Source organism: Pseudomonas sp. SST3 (assembly GCF_003325755.1).
This window is the reverse complement of sequence record NZ_QORI02000016.1, coordinates 1-14,569: the sequence shown is the minus strand read 5'-3', so window position 1 is coordinate 14,569 and position 14,569 is coordinate 1. Positions and strand designations below refer to the sequence as shown.

13 protein-coding genes, 1 pseudogene and 1 other annotated feature are annotated in these 14,569 nt (G+C 57.8%); of the genes and pseudogenes, 8 read left to right on the top strand and 6 right to left on the bottom strand.

Features of this window, described 5'->3' with window-relative positions; all coding sequences use genetic code 11:
- Window positions 1-90 precede the first annotated feature (90 nt).
- From DQ405_RS16325 to DQ405_RS16315, 3 genes are all read left to right on the top strand, one after another.
- Entirely contained in the window at window positions 91-1,902 is a 1,812-nt protein-coding gene (locus tag DQ405_RS16325; RefSeq protein WP_168425186.1) for a glycoside hydrolase family 15 protein, read from the top strand.
- Window positions 1,903-2,085: 183 nt separating this feature from the next.
- Window positions 2,086-3,561 carry a vitamin K epoxide reductase family protein gene (locus tag DQ405_RS16320; RefSeq protein WP_241508959.1) on the top strand — a complete coding sequence of 492 codons (1,476 nt, stop codon included), beginning with the start codon at window positions 2,086-2,088 and terminating at the stop codon, window positions 3,559-3,561.
- Between the two features lie 35 nt (window positions 3,562-3,596).
- Window positions 3,597-4,589, top strand: coding sequence for an SDR family oxidoreductase (locus DQ405_RS16315; RefSeq protein WP_128118946.1), 993 nt, complete (start codon window positions 3,597-3,599; stop codon window positions 4,587-4,589).
- Window positions 4,590-4,683: 94 nt separating this feature from the next.
- On the opposite strand, the pseudogene DQ405_RS28105 reads toward DQ405_RS16315, so the two are convergent.
- A pseudogene (locus DQ405_RS28105) lies at window positions 4,684-4,834 on the bottom strand (DNA-binding response regulator); the annotation flags it as partial.
- A 247-nt stretch (window positions 4,835-5,081) separates the two neighbouring features.
- On the opposite strand from DQ405_RS28105, the gene DQ405_RS16305 reads away from it, so the two are divergent.
- The 4 genes from DQ405_RS16305 to DQ405_RS16290 all read left to right on the top strand — a co-directional run bounded on the left by DQ405_RS16305 (window position 5,082) and on the right by DQ405_RS16290 (window position 9,175).
- Window positions 5,082-5,411 (top strand): four-helix bundle copper-binding protein, encoded by a 330-nt coding sequence (locus DQ405_RS16305; protein ID WP_128118947.1) that lies wholly within the window; start codon window positions 5,082-5,084, stop codon window positions 5,409-5,411.
- A gap of 355 nt (window positions 5,412-5,766) precedes the next feature.
- A complete protein-coding gene (locus tag DQ405_RS16300) occupies window positions 5,767-6,804 on the top strand; it encodes an SDR family NAD(P)-dependent oxidoreductase (protein WP_128118948.1) in 1,038 nt (345 codons plus the stop codon).
- 50 nt (window positions 6,805-6,854) lie between these two features.
- Window positions 6,855-7,940 (top strand): potassium channel family protein, encoded by a 1,086-nt coding sequence (locus DQ405_RS16295; RefSeq protein WP_128118949.1) that lies wholly within the window; start codon window positions 6,855-6,857, stop codon window positions 7,938-7,940.
- Between the two features lie 12 nt (window positions 7,941-7,952).
- A protein-coding gene (locus DQ405_RS16290; protein ID WP_168425185.1) for an IS3 family transposase occupies window positions 7,953-9,175 on the top strand; the annotation gives its coding sequence in 2 pieces (ribosomal slippage) (window positions 7,953-8,238 and window positions 8,238-9,175; 1,224 coding nt in all).
- Window positions 8,231-8,347, top strand: a sequence feature (AL1L pseudoknot). It overlaps the preceding gene by 117 nt.
- 221 nt (window positions 9,176-9,396) lie before the next feature.
- Here DQ405_RS16290 and DQ405_RS16285 read toward each other — a convergent pair.
- The 3 genes from DQ405_RS16285 to DQ405_RS16275 all read right to left on the bottom strand — a co-directional run bounded on the left by DQ405_RS16285 (window position 9,397) and on the right by DQ405_RS16275 (window position 10,977).
- Window positions 9,397-9,843 (bottom strand): hypothetical protein, encoded by a 447-nt coding sequence (locus DQ405_RS16285; RefSeq protein ID WP_128118950.1) that lies wholly within the window; start codon window positions 9,841-9,843, stop codon window positions 9,397-9,399.
- Between the two features lie 119 nt (window positions 9,844-9,962).
- Window positions 9,963-10,418 (bottom strand): DUF305 domain-containing protein, encoded by a 456-nt coding sequence (locus tag DQ405_RS16280; RefSeq protein ID WP_128118951.1) that lies wholly within the window; start codon window positions 10,416-10,418, stop codon window positions 9,963-9,965.
- Window positions 10,419-10,431: 13 nt separating this feature from the next.
- The gene (locus tag DQ405_RS16275; RefSeq protein WP_128118952.1) at window positions 10,432-10,977 is read right to left on the bottom strand and encodes a c-type cytochrome; all 546 of its coding nucleotides are present in this window, start codon (window positions 10,975-10,977) and stop codon (window positions 10,432-10,434) included.
- Window positions 10,978-11,209: 232 nt separating this feature from the next.
- On the opposite strand from DQ405_RS16275, the gene DQ405_RS16270 reads away from it, so the two are divergent.
- Window positions 11,210-12,079, top strand: a complete 870-nt coding sequence (locus DQ405_RS16270; RefSeq protein WP_128118953.1) for a formate/nitrite transporter family protein — start codon at window positions 11,210-11,212, stop codon at window positions 12,077-12,079.
- Window positions 12,080-12,159: 80 nt separating this feature from the next.
- On the opposite strand, the gene DQ405_RS16265 is transcribed toward DQ405_RS16270, so the two are convergent.
- Together DQ405_RS16265 and DQ405_RS16260 are read right to left on the bottom strand one after the other, a co-directional pair.
- Window positions 12,160-13,824, bottom strand: a complete 1,665-nt coding sequence (locus DQ405_RS16265; RefSeq protein ID WP_128118954.1) for a hypothetical protein — start codon at window positions 13,822-13,824, stop codon at window positions 12,160-12,162.
- Window positions 13,825-13,927: 103 nt separating this feature from the next.
- The coding region (locus tag DQ405_RS16260; protein ID WP_241730043.1) for an ATP-binding protein at window positions 13,928-14,569 on the bottom strand (642 nt) is incomplete at its 5' end.

Below are 14,569 nucleotides of genomic sequence, written 5' to 3'. Positions count from 1 at the left end.
ACAGGTGAGCCGAACGCCTGCTGTCGAATGGGCTCGAAATGTGGTCTGCCGGCCCGGTTTGGCATTGAATCAAGCGAGAACGAGGACCCTATGATGACCCGCTCCGCGATACCGGAAGCAAATTCCATATATCCCGCCATCGGTTCGCTGGCGGCGCTGGGTGACGGCCACTCTCTTGCGCTAATTGGCCCTGACGGCGGGCTCGAATGGTTCTGCCCGTGCCGTTTCGATGCTTCGCCGCTGATCTGGCCGCTGCTCGACCGAGCCCGGGGCGGTCGACTGCGCCTCTCCGTCACCGACGGCGCCAAGCTCGAAATGCACTATCTAGACGGCACCGCCGTGCTCAACCAGCAGTGGACAACTTCCGCAGGGGAGGCACGCGTTACGTTGGGGATGGTCTGGCCGGCGGACAAGCAGCGGCAGACTCTGTTGTGGTGCGTCGAGGGTGTCTCTGGCGAGCTAATGTTTGAGCTGGAGGTCGAGCCGGCGCACGGCTTCGGCGAGGCCCCGGTAGCCTGGGCGTTGAACGAGGCCGGACAACTGCAAGCCGACGAGCCGGCGCTGCGATTGGATGCCGAGTGCCGCTTCGAACGCATCGGTGAAGGCTGGCGCGGGTGGCGCTCGGTCAAGGCCGGTGAACGCTTCACCGTGGCGTTGGAGGTTGGGCTGGATTCTTCGCGACCTGCGCCTCTGTCGCCAGCGCAGTCCTGGTCGCGCCTGGAAGACACGATTGACGCCTGGCGCGCCTGGAGCGGCAGGCTGCGCTGCACCGAGAAGTACCGCGACCTCATCGTACGCAGCGCCATTACTCTCAAACTACTCATTCATCAGCCGACCGGGGCGGTAGTCGCTGCAGGCACTACCTCGCTGCCCGAGGCACTTGGCGGCACTCGCAACTGGGACTATCGCTATACCTGGTTCCGCGATGCCGGGATGACGCTCGCCGCGCTGTTCAGCCTCGGCTGCCACGACGAAGCCCATCGCTGGGCGCAATGGATGCAGGACACCGTTGAGCAACAGGGAACGCCGCTGCAGATTCTCTATACGGTGGACGGTCTGCCTGCGCCGAGCGAGCGCGAGATTGAAAACGTTGACGGTTATTGCGGCTCGGCGCCGGTGCGGGTCGGTAATGCCGCCGATACGCAGCATCAACTCGATATCTACGGCGAGCTGCTTGAATGTGTTTACATCTGCGACAGCATGAAAGTGCCTGCAATGCGGGCACACTGGCCGCACATGCGCGCAGCGGCCGATTTCATCGCCTCGCACTGGCGCGAACCGGACCAGGGCATCTGGGAGGTGCGCAGCGAGCCACGCCAGTTTGTGCATTCGAAGGTCATGGCCTGGGCCGGGCTACAGCGCGCGCTGTGGCTGCAGGAGCGGCACGACCTAAAGGCAGAGGTGGCGACCTGGCGGCGCGAAGCCGAGGCAATTCGTGAGCAGGTGCTACGCGAAGGCCTCAGCGCGGACGGCCGGCACTTCGTTCGCGCTTACGGCGAAGAGGGGGTGGATGCGGCACTGCTGTTGCTGGCGCGCAGCGGCTTCATCGACGGCGGCGGCGACAAAGCGCTATTCCGTAGTACCGTCGATGCTGTGTGCGACGCCTTGAGGATCGAAGGCCAGCCGTGGCTGCTGCGTCGCTACCACCCGCACGACTCAGATGGGCTTAGCGGCCGCGAGGGAGCCTTTTTGATCTGTAGCTTCTGGCTGGTCGAGGCACTGGTGGCGGCAGGGGCGCCCGCCCAGGCCGAGGCCGTGTTCGAGCGACTGCGCGATTTGCAGGGCGAGTTCGGCCTGTTTGCCGAGGAAGTCGACCCGGCGAGCGGCGCCCAGCGCGGCAACCTACCTCAGGCGTTCTCGCATGTCGGGTTGGTTAATGCGGCGATCAGCCTTTGCAGATAGAAACTGAGACTCGCTGGCCCACATGGCTTCGTTGCAAACAAGATCGAGCATGCCAGCAAGAGATATAGCTCTTTGACTTCTCTGTGATTACGAGCTGATCTGAACTCGGTCGGGTGCGACCGGTCGGTTTTAGGTAGGCCGAACGCTCGTCGCCCGGCCCGTCATTCAAACCGGAGCCGATCGATGGAGCACCAGGGTGAGTATCTGCGTCAGGGCGCGATGAAGTCCGATCAAAGCATGGACGATCACATGCAGGCGATGGAGCATCGCCACCTCGCCACGCTGTGGTGTCATTTTCTCAACGCGTTGCTGGGCTTCTGGGTAATGAGCGCGCCCTTCGTCTTCGGCTACCTGAACATTGCCCCTGACGACCTCGACCTGGCGCGTCTGGCCGCGGAGCGCGAACTGCCCGACGTCGCTACCCGCGCCTGGCTGATGACCTGGAATGATGCTGTCAGCGGCGCACTGATCGTGCTTTTCGCAATACTCTCGCTCAAGCGTATTGGCTGGGCCAGTTGGGCCAATACGGTTATGGGGCTCTGGCTGATGAGTGCACCATTGCTGTTCTGGACACCATCGCCGGCCGGTTATGGCAATGCTTTGCTTGTAGGTGGGCTTGTCATTACTTTCTCGGTCCTTGTGCCGATGATGCCGGGCATGAGCATGAGCGGCATGATGCAAAAGGCCGCCGTGCCGCCAGGCTGGGATTACAACCCTTCGACTTGGTTGCAGCGCCTGCCAATCGCCGTACTAGCTTTGATCGGAGTACTTCTGGCGCGCTACCTGACCGCCTACCAGCTTGGTCATACTGCCAATGCCTGGGACCCATTCTTCTCGGCGCCCGGCACCGGCCCGGCGGAGAACGGCACCGAGACCATCATTACCTCTGACATGTCGCGCGCCTGGCCGGTCTCCGATGCTGGGGTCGGTGTGCTGGCCTACATGATCGAGCTGACCATGGCGGTAATGGGCGACGCGCGGCGTTGGCGCACGATGCCATGGATGGTCGCTGCTTTTGGCGTGGTGGTGGTGCCGCTAGGCGTGGTGAGCATCTTCTTCATCATCGCCCAGCCAATCGTCATCGGCACCTGGTGCACCCTGTGCCTGATCCAGGCGCTGGCGATGCTTGTGATGATGCCTTATGCGCTCGACGAGCTGGTCGCCATGGGTCAGTTCCTCAAGGATGCCAAGCGCCGTGGCAAACCGATGTGGCGCACCTTCTTCAAGGGCGACGCGATGGAGGGTTGCCGGCAGGACGACTCGCCTGAGTTTTCCGGCAGCCTTTCCGGTATGGCGCAGCAGGGACTGCGTGGGGTCAATTTGCCGTGGGGCCTGCTGCTGCTTTGTGTACTTGGCGTCTGGCTGATGTTTACCAGGCTGATATTCGGCACCGAAAGTGCCATGGCCAACAGCGATCACCTGATGGGCTCGCTGCTGCTCACCGTCACCGTGCTGGCGCTAGCAGAAGTAGCTCGCCCGCTGCGCTTTCTCAACCTGCCGATCGGTCTCTGGTTGCTCGCCGCCCCCTGGTTTCTCGACGGCGGCTCGACGGCCTCGACGGTCGGAAGCCTTATCGCAGGCGTGCTGGTGATCGGCCTCAGCCTGCCGCGCGGGTCGATCCGCCACCGCTATGGCGGCTGGAACCGGCTGATTCGCTGAACCCTTAGTCAGATTTATTGAGCAGGAGTGGATGCATGAGTGAGCCGACAGCGGTGATTACCGGCGGGACCGCCGGCGTCGGCCGCGCTACTGCCGTAGCGTTTGCCCGCGCCGGCTATCGGGTGGCAATACTAGCGCGCGGCGAACAGGGCCTGGCCGACACCCGCGACGAGCTGATGGGCCTGGGCGCTAAGGTGCTGGCGATCCAGTGCGACATGGCCGATGCCGCCGCCGTGGATCGCGCCGCCGAGCACATCGAGCGGGAACTCGGGCCGATCGAGGTATGGGTCAATTGCGCCATGGTCACGTTGTTCGGGCCAATATCAACACTTAAGGCTGCCGATATCGGTCAGGTCACCAACGTCACCTACATGGGCTTCGTCCACGGCACGCTCGCCGCACTGCGGCACATGCGAGAGCGCGACCGCGGCACCATTGTCCAGGTCGGCTCGGCGCTTTCCTATCGCTCGATTCCGTTACAGGCGGCCTATTGCGGTGCCAAGTTCGCCATCCGTGGGTTCACCGACTCGCTGCGCAGTGAGCTTATCCATGATAAGAGCCACATCCGAGTGACCATGGTGCAGTTGCCGGGCCACAACACGCCACAGTTCGACTGGGCCCGCAATACCTTTGGCAAGCGCCCACAGCCGGTGCCGCCTATCCACACGCCGGACGTAGCCGCGCGGGCCATCCTGCGCGCAGCTGTCGATAAGCCGCGCGAACTCTGGCTGGGCAAGGCAGCGTTCCAGGCAATTCTCGGCAACATGGTTTTGCCCGGCGTGCTCGACCGGATGATGGCCAAGCGCGCCTGGGAGGGGCAGCTTACAGACGAAGATGAGGAGCCCAATCGACCAGATAACCTCTACGGCCCGGTCGAGGGCTTGGCCCGCGCCTCCGGGCGCTTTTCCGAGCGCGCCGTCGACAAGGCAATGGCGCTCAGCGCCGAGACGGTGGGCAAGGTGTTAACTGTCACAGCAGTGATGACGGCTGCAGTTGTTGGGGTAGCCATCGCAATAATTGCAAGTTGAGGCATTAGCCGTAATCGACCCCTACGGGCGCTCCCAAATAATCTACGGCAATGTAACTTAACGTCAGGAGTCCTTACTTTCATTCGTAAGTTCAGCGTACTACTCGACGCCGCAGAAAATCGACCTTAAGGTGTAGAAGCTTAAGTATTGTTTGGTTGTGGACTGGTACCGCGGCGAAGCAACGTGCGGATCCTGGCTAGCGATTCGGAAAGCGCAAACGGTTTGACGAGATAACTGTCAGCGCCCCAGTTCCAATCCCCCAGACTAGCGAAGCCGGCCAAGCTGTCAGGCTGGTCGGCATTTTATTGCGCCACATAAATCTCTTCCCGCACGCATTCTCCAAGTGCTGTCGAATACCTTACAGAATTGTAATGAAATTCATCGAAACGGGTCCGGCAGGGTCGTGTCGTATTTCTGTGCCTGTTAAACGCTGATGAGGCTATTCAGCTAGCAGGCTACGATACCTACAACTATCGAACCCTGGAGAACGTAATGACCAATTCAATGTTCGCTTCCTGCATCCAAGCTTGTTCGAACTGTGCCCTGGTGTGCGAAATGTGCGCCTCTGCTTGCCTGCGTGAGGACGATGTGAAAATGATGGCTCGATGCATCGAGCTTGACCGCGACTGTGCTGATATTTGTACCCTGGCTGCCACCTTGATGAGCCGAGAAAGTGAGTTCGCTAAAGAGTTCTGCGCCCTTTGTGCCAAGGTCTGCCGGGCCTGCGGAGAGGAATGTGCCAAGCACCAAGCGGATCATTGCCAAGAATGCGCTAAAGCATGCATGAAGTGCGCTGAAGAATGTGAGCGTATGGCCGCCTAAACGCCGACCCGCTGCCCTGGTCAGAATAAAAAGCCCTCTGTCAGGGTAGCGCTTCTACTTTTGAAATCTCACTGTTTTCTCATCCATCGCCTCGTGCCCTACGTTCGGGATAGAAGCAATGCCCGCGCTCGTGGCTGGGCTCAACAAGGCGTCCAAGGGGCACGGCTAAAGCCGGTTAGCGCGTTACACGTGAGCTACATTTTTTCGTCGTCGGCTCTCTTGTCTGCTTGTGGCCCAGCGAGTACAGAAAGAACTTACGGAATCGTAAAGAGAGGGCCGGAAACTCTGAAAATGGTCGCATAGCACTTAAGTTGCGGACCGTTATTCGTTGTTTTGGCTTTGCCAGGAGAAAGCAATGAAGGTTTTGCAACTGTCCCCATCGCAGGGATTGGCTTTGCTGTTATTGCTGCTTGCCGTGTGGCAGCTCAGCGGTTGCGCCGTTTCCCCGCGCCTGAAGCCAAGCGACCAGCCAAGCGTGGCCGGCAAGACCTTTGTCATCACTGGCGCCTCCAGCGGTTTCGGTCGTGGCGTGGCGCTCAGACTTGCCGCTCTTCAAGGGAACGTGGTTCTTGCCGCCCGCCGAACAGAAGTGCTCGAAGAAGTCGCCACGCAAGCGCGCGCGGCAGGCGGATCGGCATTGGTGGTGACTACCGACGTGAGCAGCCCGGATGATATACAGGCCCTGGCACGAGCCGCCATCGAACGCTTCGGCAAAATTGACGTTTGGATTAACAATGCAGCGGTCGGGGCACTCGGGCGCTTCGAAGATGTTCCTGTCGAGGACCATGCGCGGGTGATAGACGTCAACCTCAAGGGCGTGATCTACGGCAGCCACGCCGCCATGCGCCAGTTCAGAACTCAGGGCTTCGGCACGCTGGTCAATGTCGGTTCAGTCGAGAGTGAAATACCGCTGGCCTATCACGCCTCCTACGCAGCGACGAAAGGCGGGGTCATGAACCTCGGCGCTGCAATCGCCGAGGAGATTCGCCTGAGCGGCAGCGAGACCATTAGCGTGGCCACCGTCATGCCTTGGGCTGCGGATACGCCGTTCTGGAAACATGCAGCCAACTACACCGGTGGCACCCCGCGCATGGCCACAATGGACGGCCCCGAGCAGGTCGTTGAGGCAACCGCCTGGGTCTCGGTTAACCCGCGTAAACGTCTGCCGGTAGGCTGGAAAGCCCGAGGCGCGGTGATTTCGCATTCACTTTTCCCGTCTCTAACCGAGCGAATCGCGGCCAACATTGCGCATCACTGGCAGATCGAAAAAGCACCGCCAGCGCCGCCAACGACGGGCTCGCTCTACGAGCCGATGCAATCCGGCACCACTGTTGAAGGTGACGTGCGGGAACGTATGGAGCGGGAAGAGGCAGCACGAAAGCAATCGAAATAACCCGGCGACGCAAGATCAACCGGGGCCGCGAGCTTGGTGGCGGAAGGTGCTTGAGACACAAGCACTTTAAAACAGCGGCGGAGCTGCTGAATCAACTGGCAGTTCCGAATGGGCAGTTATTGCCATCTGGACGCTTGAAACGCCGACCCGCTGCTCTGGTCAAGAGAGTTTCCATCTGCCAGAAGTTTGGAGCATTACACGTGACATACCTTTATTTCGTCGCCGGCTCTCTCATCTTCATGGTTACTGCCGCAGAGATCATCAAGACCGTCTTCTCAACGCAAGGGGGAGGCGCAATCACCACGAAGCTGACCAAGGCAATTTGGGCGTTGTTTTTCTTCGGCTCGCGGAAAAAGGGAGACGCAAGGCTTCTGGAATATGCGGGACCAAGCATCTTGATCGTTGTCCTCATATGCTGGATTGCAGGTCTCTGGCTAGGCCTGTTCCTAATGCTCATGGCCGATCAAAGCTCAATAGTTTCGAGTACCACGCAAATAGCGACTACACCACTAGAGAAGCTATATTACGCAGGCTTTACTCTTTCGACTTTAGGCGTGGGTGACTACAAGTCAACAAACGACTTTTGGCGGATCTTGACCTCTGTTGCTTCGTTCACGGGTCTTGTATTCATTACTTCAGCAATTACCTATTTTGTTCAGGTCTTGTCCGCAGTAAGCCTTCAAAGCAAGCTTGGACTCTATGTAAATGCGATGGGCAAGACACCACAGGAAATCATAGTTAACGGGCACAACGGACCTGACTTTGAACAGTTGGCGCCGCAATTTTTAACACTTAGCGAGATGCTCTTTGAGCATTCGATCAATCATCAATCGTTTCCAGTCATCCATTATTTTCATGCCAGCGACCCTGGACAGACTGTCATCCCGGCAGTAGTAAGAATAGATGAGGCCAGCGGGGTATTGGCTCACGGCTCCGTTAAGTCTAATAATTTACAACTGCCTCTGAAGATGTTGCGCGCTAGCCTCGACACATACGTCGGCATGGTGAAGGGGGGGTTGGAGGACAATCCAGCGAAAGCTGAAAAACCGCCAACGCCAAACCTGTCCATGCTGAGAGAACGTGGTATTGCTCTTGAAGTGAATCGCCCCGGGTTTTGTGGAGGCCTCAACTCTTGAGAAGATGAGGCCATGAGAAAGACTACGACCTACTCCCCTGAAGTCCGTGAACGTGCCGTGCGCATGGTTCTGGAGCACCTGAACGACTATCCGTCCGAGTGGGCGGCCATTGAGGCCATTGCCCCGAAGATTGGCTGTGCCGCGCAAACCCTGCATGGCTGGATCCGCCGCCAGCAGACCGATGCAGGCCAGCGCCCCGGGCCGACCACTGAAGAGCGTGAGCGCATCAAGGCTCTGGAGCGTGAGAACCGCGAATTGCGCAAAGCCAACGAGATTCTGCGCCTGGCCAGCGCGTATTTTGCCCAGGCGGAGCTCGACCGCCGCACCAAGTCCTGAGGGCATTTGTAGACCAGCATCGTAACCGTCTCGGGGTCGAGTCGATCTGCCGTGTCTTGCAGATCGCCCCGTCCGGTTACCGCAGGCACGCGGCGCAGCAGCGTAACCCAGACCTGCGCTGTTACCGTGCTCGACGCGATGAGGCGTTGATCTTGGAAGTCCAGCGCGTATGGGACGCCAACATGCAGTGCTATGGCGCGGTGAAGGTCTGGAAGCAGCTCCGGCGAGAAGGCATTGAGGCTGCCAGATGTACGGTGGAGCGGTTGATGCGTCGGGCGGGATTGCAAGGCATCAGGCGCGGCCAGGCCGTGCGAACAACGGTGGCCGGGGACAAGTCGCTCTGTCCGCTGGATCGTGTGCAGCGCCAGTTCCATGCCGCCCGCCCGAACCAATTGTGGGTGTCGGACTTCACGTACGTGTCGACCTGGCAAGGCTGGCTGTATGTGGCGTTTGTGATTGACGTGTTTGCGCGACGAATCGTCGGTTGGCGAGTCAGTACCTGCATGAAGACTGACTTCGTGCTGGATGCCCTGGAGCAAGCGCTGTATGCCCGACAGCCACATCGTGCCGGTGGACTGATTCATCACAGCGACCGTGGCAGCCAGTATGTCTCTATTCGCTATACCGAGCGGCTGTCAGAGGCAGGCATTGAGCCTTCGGTTGGCAGCAAGGGCGATAGCTACGACAACGCCTTGGCCGAAACCATTAACGGGCTGTACAAGGCCGAGCTGATTTACCGGCAATCGTGGAAGAGCCGCGAGGCTGTTGAGATGGCGACCTTGAAATGGGTGCACTGGTACAACCACCAGCGGCTGTTGAGCTCAATCGGGTATATCCCGCCTGCGGAGGCTGAGGCAAACTTCCACCAGCTACAAGCAGGTCAGGCCATGGCGGCCTGACTTAAACGAAGCGGCCTCCACAAAACCCAGGGCGATTCATGAACAGGATGGAACAACGTATTTCGAGCAGCCGCAGCTCGCACAGCGGCGCCGGTTATTTTCGACATTGCTGCGCAGGGAAGGTTGGTCATGGCGTCAGGTTTATGGTGAGGAAACGGACTTTACGTAGAGGCGGGTGCGCCTCCTTGCGCGGCCCTTCGATGTGCTTGATACCTATAGCTCTAGCTCCGAGTCGGTTGCTCGCAGGTGTACCAGCCGCGGTAACCAACTTTTAACCCCTGGGCCAGCTCAAAATGAAGATCGGCGATAGCTTTTTCGCCGTTAGGCTCGACATCACCGTCCTTGCCCAGCGCTACAACGACGTTGATGTTGTCGGCTGCAAGCGATGCCCCTGCCCCCAGTGCTGAGTAACCCGCCATGGGTTCACTCGACAGCTGTACTAACTTGCCGTGGATTTTCACAACGCCCCTAGCGAGCCCGCTTTCCCCGTCATGTTTGATAGCGACCACGGGTGGGCTTTCGGCTGTATAAGCAAAGTTACAGTAAGGCCCCGAGCCTAGCACCTTGTCTACTTCCGCTTGATCCAGTGTTTGCGGGTCGATAGACGGGATGTCCGGGCTGTCTATAGCTTCGCGACCGCTTACCACTTCTGGCAGCGGGGAGCGCATAAGCGGCTCTTTTAGACCTTCACCTGGGGCGGGGTCTCCGCACGCAGTAAGCAGCAAGGCTAAAGTCATGGCGCTCCCGGGCAAAACGGACCGGGGCGGAAATGCTCGATACGTTTGCATCAGTTAGCCCTCTCTAGATCATTGATCAGGAACTTCATCTCAGCGATTTCACGGCGCTGAGCCTCGATGATTTCATCTGCGAGTTTGCGAACGCGCGGGTCTGAAATCTGAGCGCGTTCACTTGTCATGATCGCGATAGAGTGGTGGGGGATCATAGCTTTCATGTAGCTTGTATCGCCTACCGTTGCCTGGCTGCGAACGAGCCAAAGCGCTACAGCAAAAGCTGCTGCGCCCCCAACGAATATCGCTATGTTCACAGACTTTTTCTTGTACATATTGAGCATGAAGGCCAGCATGACTACGGCCATGACGGCTCCCATTACTAATGCCATCCAAGCACGGGTCTCGCTCCATAAAACATGTTCAAACGCGTAAGTATTCAAATACATTACGCCGTACATGATAATCGTCGCCGTGGCTACCATTGCAGCGAAACGCCAATAAGACATTTGCATTGAAAGCTCCTCTTTAGTGATGGCCTGCAGCTGAATTACCTTGACCAAACTCTGCGTATCTTTGTGCGGTCATACCGGGCAGCTGCATTACGAATGCTGTTAAAGCCCAAATCTGCTCATCGTCATGAGTTGGACCGAACGCTGGCATGGCACTCATCCGAACGCCGTGTTTAATGAGCCAAAACACCTCTCTGGCCTGCCACTCGGTCACTACATCAGGCAGGTGCGGCGGCTGAGGCAGCATTCCCCGTGCCCACTCGCTTTTCTCAACGCCCGGGCCACCGTGACAGTGCTGGCACATGGCCTGATATTCGCGACCACCTGATGAGGTCATCTGAGCATTGAACTCAGGGGGTTCAATCGAAGATGCCCTGTCTGCAACCGATGTCTTCATCGTCGTTTCTAAAGCCCAACGAACCAATGGCTGGTGGTCTTCGGTTGCTGCAACGTTATAGGCGCCGGTGTAAACGATGGTAACCCCGACAACCGCACTCGCGATCAGGGTTCCGACTACGCCAATTGCTATACCGCTAGAGAGATGTTCTTTATTGGATTTCATGGGGACCTCGCCCGTTGGCTCGTTTGAGGGCTTTAACAACTTGGTTGTCACTCAAAAACGGACAAGATGAGGGGCGCTGAGGTTTCGACTCTTTAACAAGCTTACAGGATTGTAATATTTTGCTGGCCAGTTGACATCAAGTCGTGCCTGTTTTACTACGCGAACTAACCTGGCTGCCCGCCATCTAGAACCTACTGATAGTTTAAGTTTGTTGTAATAAGGCAGATCAAACATGGGCCTGGATTCGAGTCGAACGCAACGTGAAACAGCCAAGCCCAGTGAGGATGGCCACAGATCATTGAGACGTGACTTCCCGCTAGAGGAAGCTCAAAAGAATTATCACACCATCCTCGAGCAACAGACCGCACGGGCTGAAGAAGAGCTCAGGCGCCCAGCACTGGCGTTGTTCTTGTCGGGGCTGACCGCAGGGCTTGACGTAGGTTTTGGACCCTTTGCTATGGCGGTTAACACGACGTTATTCAAAGGAACCCTACCTGACCCTATCATCACGCTCCTCAACGCCAATCTATATTCGATAGGCTTCGTCTTCGTGGTGCTCGGCTATTCAGCGCTTTTCACGGAGCAAACGGCCTCGGCGGTTCAGCCAGTACTGTCCAGGCGCGCAAGCGTGGGTTCGCTGTTTCGTCTCTGGGCGATTGTGCTGACGGCCAACATCTTAGGAGCTGCTCTTTTCTCGTCTTTCGCAGCGGTATTGGGACCTGCACTCAACGTCGTCGAGCCACGAATTTTAGGAGAAATCGCCCACCGTATGGTCGCCAAGCCTTGGTGGGTCATGCTGCTCAGCGGTGTCACAGCCGGGTGGTTGATGGGGCTTTTGGCGTGGCTCATAACAGCGGCACGCGATACCACCAGCCAATTGATATGCGTGTGGCTCACAACGATGCTCATTGGCCTGAGTGGCATGCATCATTCGATCGCGGGGACGGTTGAGATCTTGATGGGCCTGTTCGCTGGAGCGGGCGGCACAGCCTCAGGTTATCTGACATTCCTTGTGTGGTCGGTCCTTGGCAACGCGCTGGGTGGTGTGTTTTTCGTTGCAGGACTGAAGTATTCGCACATCAGAAAAAGCGTGGAGGAATAAGAGGAACCACTCGGCGCTGGCTCAGCAAGCTCTGGCTGCTTGCTCAGCGGCTCAGGCGCCCCCGCGCGCGACTATGTGTGTCACTGGCTCTCGAACAGCAGCCCCCTAAGTCCATCATGTTCTTCGGGAGTAGGAAGGGCGGAGGCATCTATGTTTCCAGCACCGCCCGACTCGCCATTCGGCGAACCGACCTCTGGGTGAAAACTGCCTTGTGCATCGAACGCAACCCAGCCGTACCATTCCCGGACGACCTTGGTGGGTTTCCCATCGTCCATAGCGACATACCAGTCTGCCAACCTGTAACGCTTACCGGCGAGCTTTGCGATAGAGCTTTCAGCTCGAACCAATGCGAGGTACAGCGCGTGTGGTAGCTCCTCTAGGGCACCGGTTTCGTCGAGGAGAAATATATACGAGGCGTGTTGAGGTTGTTCTGTTGACACGGTTCGCTCCTCGTCCAGGCTTAAGGTGAACACGGGAGCAAAGCCACCCCCTTCCGTTCGAAAGTTGGTCGTCTGACCTTGGTAGACCCTGGCAGCATTCCACTGCACCTTTCCTGCATAGGCGTAGGCGCGTAGGTCAAACTTCATCGCGCGCACCTGATGGTCTGCAGCTATTCGGCGTTCGCCAGGCGCCACGAGGGTCTGAGCCACGTAGTTTCCGCTAAGAATTTCCTCCCACACCCGCTTGGTGAGTTTTTCTCCACGGTAAGCACCACGGCTACCAAAGCCACTGACCGGCTTGAAGAAGAGGCTTCGGCGGTTTTGCCAAAGCTGCTCTGCATTTCGATGCCCGACAAGGCTCGTAAGCGGGACGTACTCCGCCAATATGGCGCGGGTTTGCGGATCCACTCCCATTTCTTCAAGCAATCCTGCATTGGTCAGATCGACCAACCTGCGCTTGTCCGCATATAGGGCGTAGGCCTGAGGGTGTGGGGTTAGCGTCACGGCATTAGCTAAGAACGCAGTCCGCAGAGCGCTGCAATTTTCGCTTTCCAGGTAGAAATCGGTGAGACGGTTATAGACCAGATCGACTGGCTCGCCGCCAACCAGGAGCGAACCAGCAGCGAACGTCAGTTCGGTTGGGTCGGCAATGATGCAGTCGATTCCTGCCGATTCGAATAACCGTTGGAAGAGAAGAAACTCGGGATAGAGGTACTGGCTCTGTGGGCTTTCATCCAAGATAGCTACGCGCTTTAGCGGCCTTTGCACGCCACTCGCTGACCATTCCTGAGCGAACATATCCAGAATCGCATGCTCGAAGCCGCCAGCGACTTCATCGCCTGGCGACAGACCTACCACGCCGCTGCAGCAACTGCGCTGTGCACGGGCGAGCAGTACGTTAAGCATTGCTCCGCCAGCGTTCGTGTTTATTTCTATGAGACCCAGCGTTTCCTCGTCCAAGTGGAAATCGTAGCCAAGGAAGACGCCGCGAGCCCCTCGGGGATTGTGTTGCGCGATAGGCGGAGCGGAATCCAACGCATGTGCGCGCCAAGCCGGTAAGCTAACGGTCTGCTCAATGGCACGGACAACCTCTGCCACCTGCTGCAGTCGCTGTGATGATACGAAGACCGGCCGCGCTGCAAACACATGAGGGCAGCGTGACATCAGCAACTCCAACAGCTCGGGATTCCCAAGCTGGTCGGTCAATGCGTTTGCGAGCGCCGCTTGATCCAGGCTTATGCAAAAGCACGCTTCGTTAAGCGCTGTGGCTGTCGTACCGCATTTTTTTGATAAGGATGCTTGCACAGGAAACTCCGAACCAGTCATACGAGTTCGAAAGCCGTGACCCCTTTCGGTTCAGCCAAGCATTCATATGCGCAGGGCGGCGAATCGCCGGCTAGCCTCATCATCACGCACGGCTTTCGTCACGCACCGGGAGCGTTAACGTGAAGGTCGTAAACCCATCAGCTGACACGCAAGCGATGCGACCTTTGTGGGCTTCAACTATCGATCGGGTAATGGCCATGCCGAGGCCAGCATTCAAGGTAGTACCCTCACGTCTGGCAGTATCTACTCTGTAGAATCGATCGAATACTCGAGTCTGGAGCTCCTCTGGAATGGTTATTCCACAATTGGAGATTGCCGTAGAAATGGATGTGCCGCTTTTCCATATCTCAACGCTGATTGTGCTGCCTTCATCTGCATACCGCACTGCGTTTGAGACGATATTAGAGATGGCCCGCCTTAGCATTGATTTGTCGCCTTTCACCTGGCCATCGCCTGTTAGCTCGATCCTTACATTCCTGTCCTCGGCGGCGAGATCGTAGTATTCGACAACACTGGCAGTAATCTCAGCCATGCTGGCATCTTCGGTGCTAGGTATGATTTTTCCGTTATCTGCCTTGGCAAGGAACAGCATGTCATCGACCATCTTAGACATGCGCCTGAGCTCTTCGAGGGCTGAATATATGATGTCCTTATAGTCGGCGTTCTCGCGGTCGCGCAGGAGGGCGACTTCCATTTGCGTAAGCATGCTGTTCAGAGGAGTTCT

Excerpts from the sequence above, each read along its gene's own strand:
- DQ405_RS16325 (WP_168425186.1), top strand. The coding sequence starts at position 91 with ATGATGACCCGCTCCGCGATACCGGAAGCAAATTCCATATATCCCGCC.
- DQ405_RS16280 (WP_128118951.1), bottom strand. The coding sequence starts at position 10,418 with ATGCAAATGTCTTATTGGCGTTTCGCTGCAATGGTAGCCACGGCGACG.
- DQ405_RS16315 (WP_128118946.1), top strand. The coding sequence starts at position 3,597 with ATGAGTGAGCCGACAGCGGTGATTACCGGCGGGACCGCCGGCGTCGGC.
- DQ405_RS16320 (WP_241508959.1), top strand. The coding sequence starts at position 2,086 with ATGGAGCACCAGGGTGAGTATCTGCGTCAGGGCGCGATGAAGTCCGAT.
- DQ405_RS16300 (WP_128118948.1), top strand. The coding sequence starts at position 5,767 with ATGAAGGTTTTGCAACTGTCCCCATCGCAGGGATTGGCTTTGCTGTTA.
- DQ405_RS16305 (WP_128118947.1), top strand. The coding sequence starts at position 5,082 with ATGACCAATTCAATGTTCGCTTCCTGCATCCAAGCTTGTTCGAACTGT.
- DQ405_RS16270 (WP_128118953.1), top strand. The coding sequence starts at position 11,210 with ATGGGCCTGGATTCGAGTCGAACGCAACGTGAAACAGCCAAGCCCAGT.
- DQ405_RS16275 (WP_128118952.1), bottom strand. The coding sequence starts at position 10,977 with ATGAAATCCAATAAAGAACATCTCTCTAGCGGTATAGCAATTGGCGTA.
- DQ405_RS16285 (WP_128118950.1), bottom strand. The coding sequence starts at position 9,843 with ATGCGCTCCCCGCTGCCAGAAGTGGTAAGCGGTCGCGAAGCTATAGAC.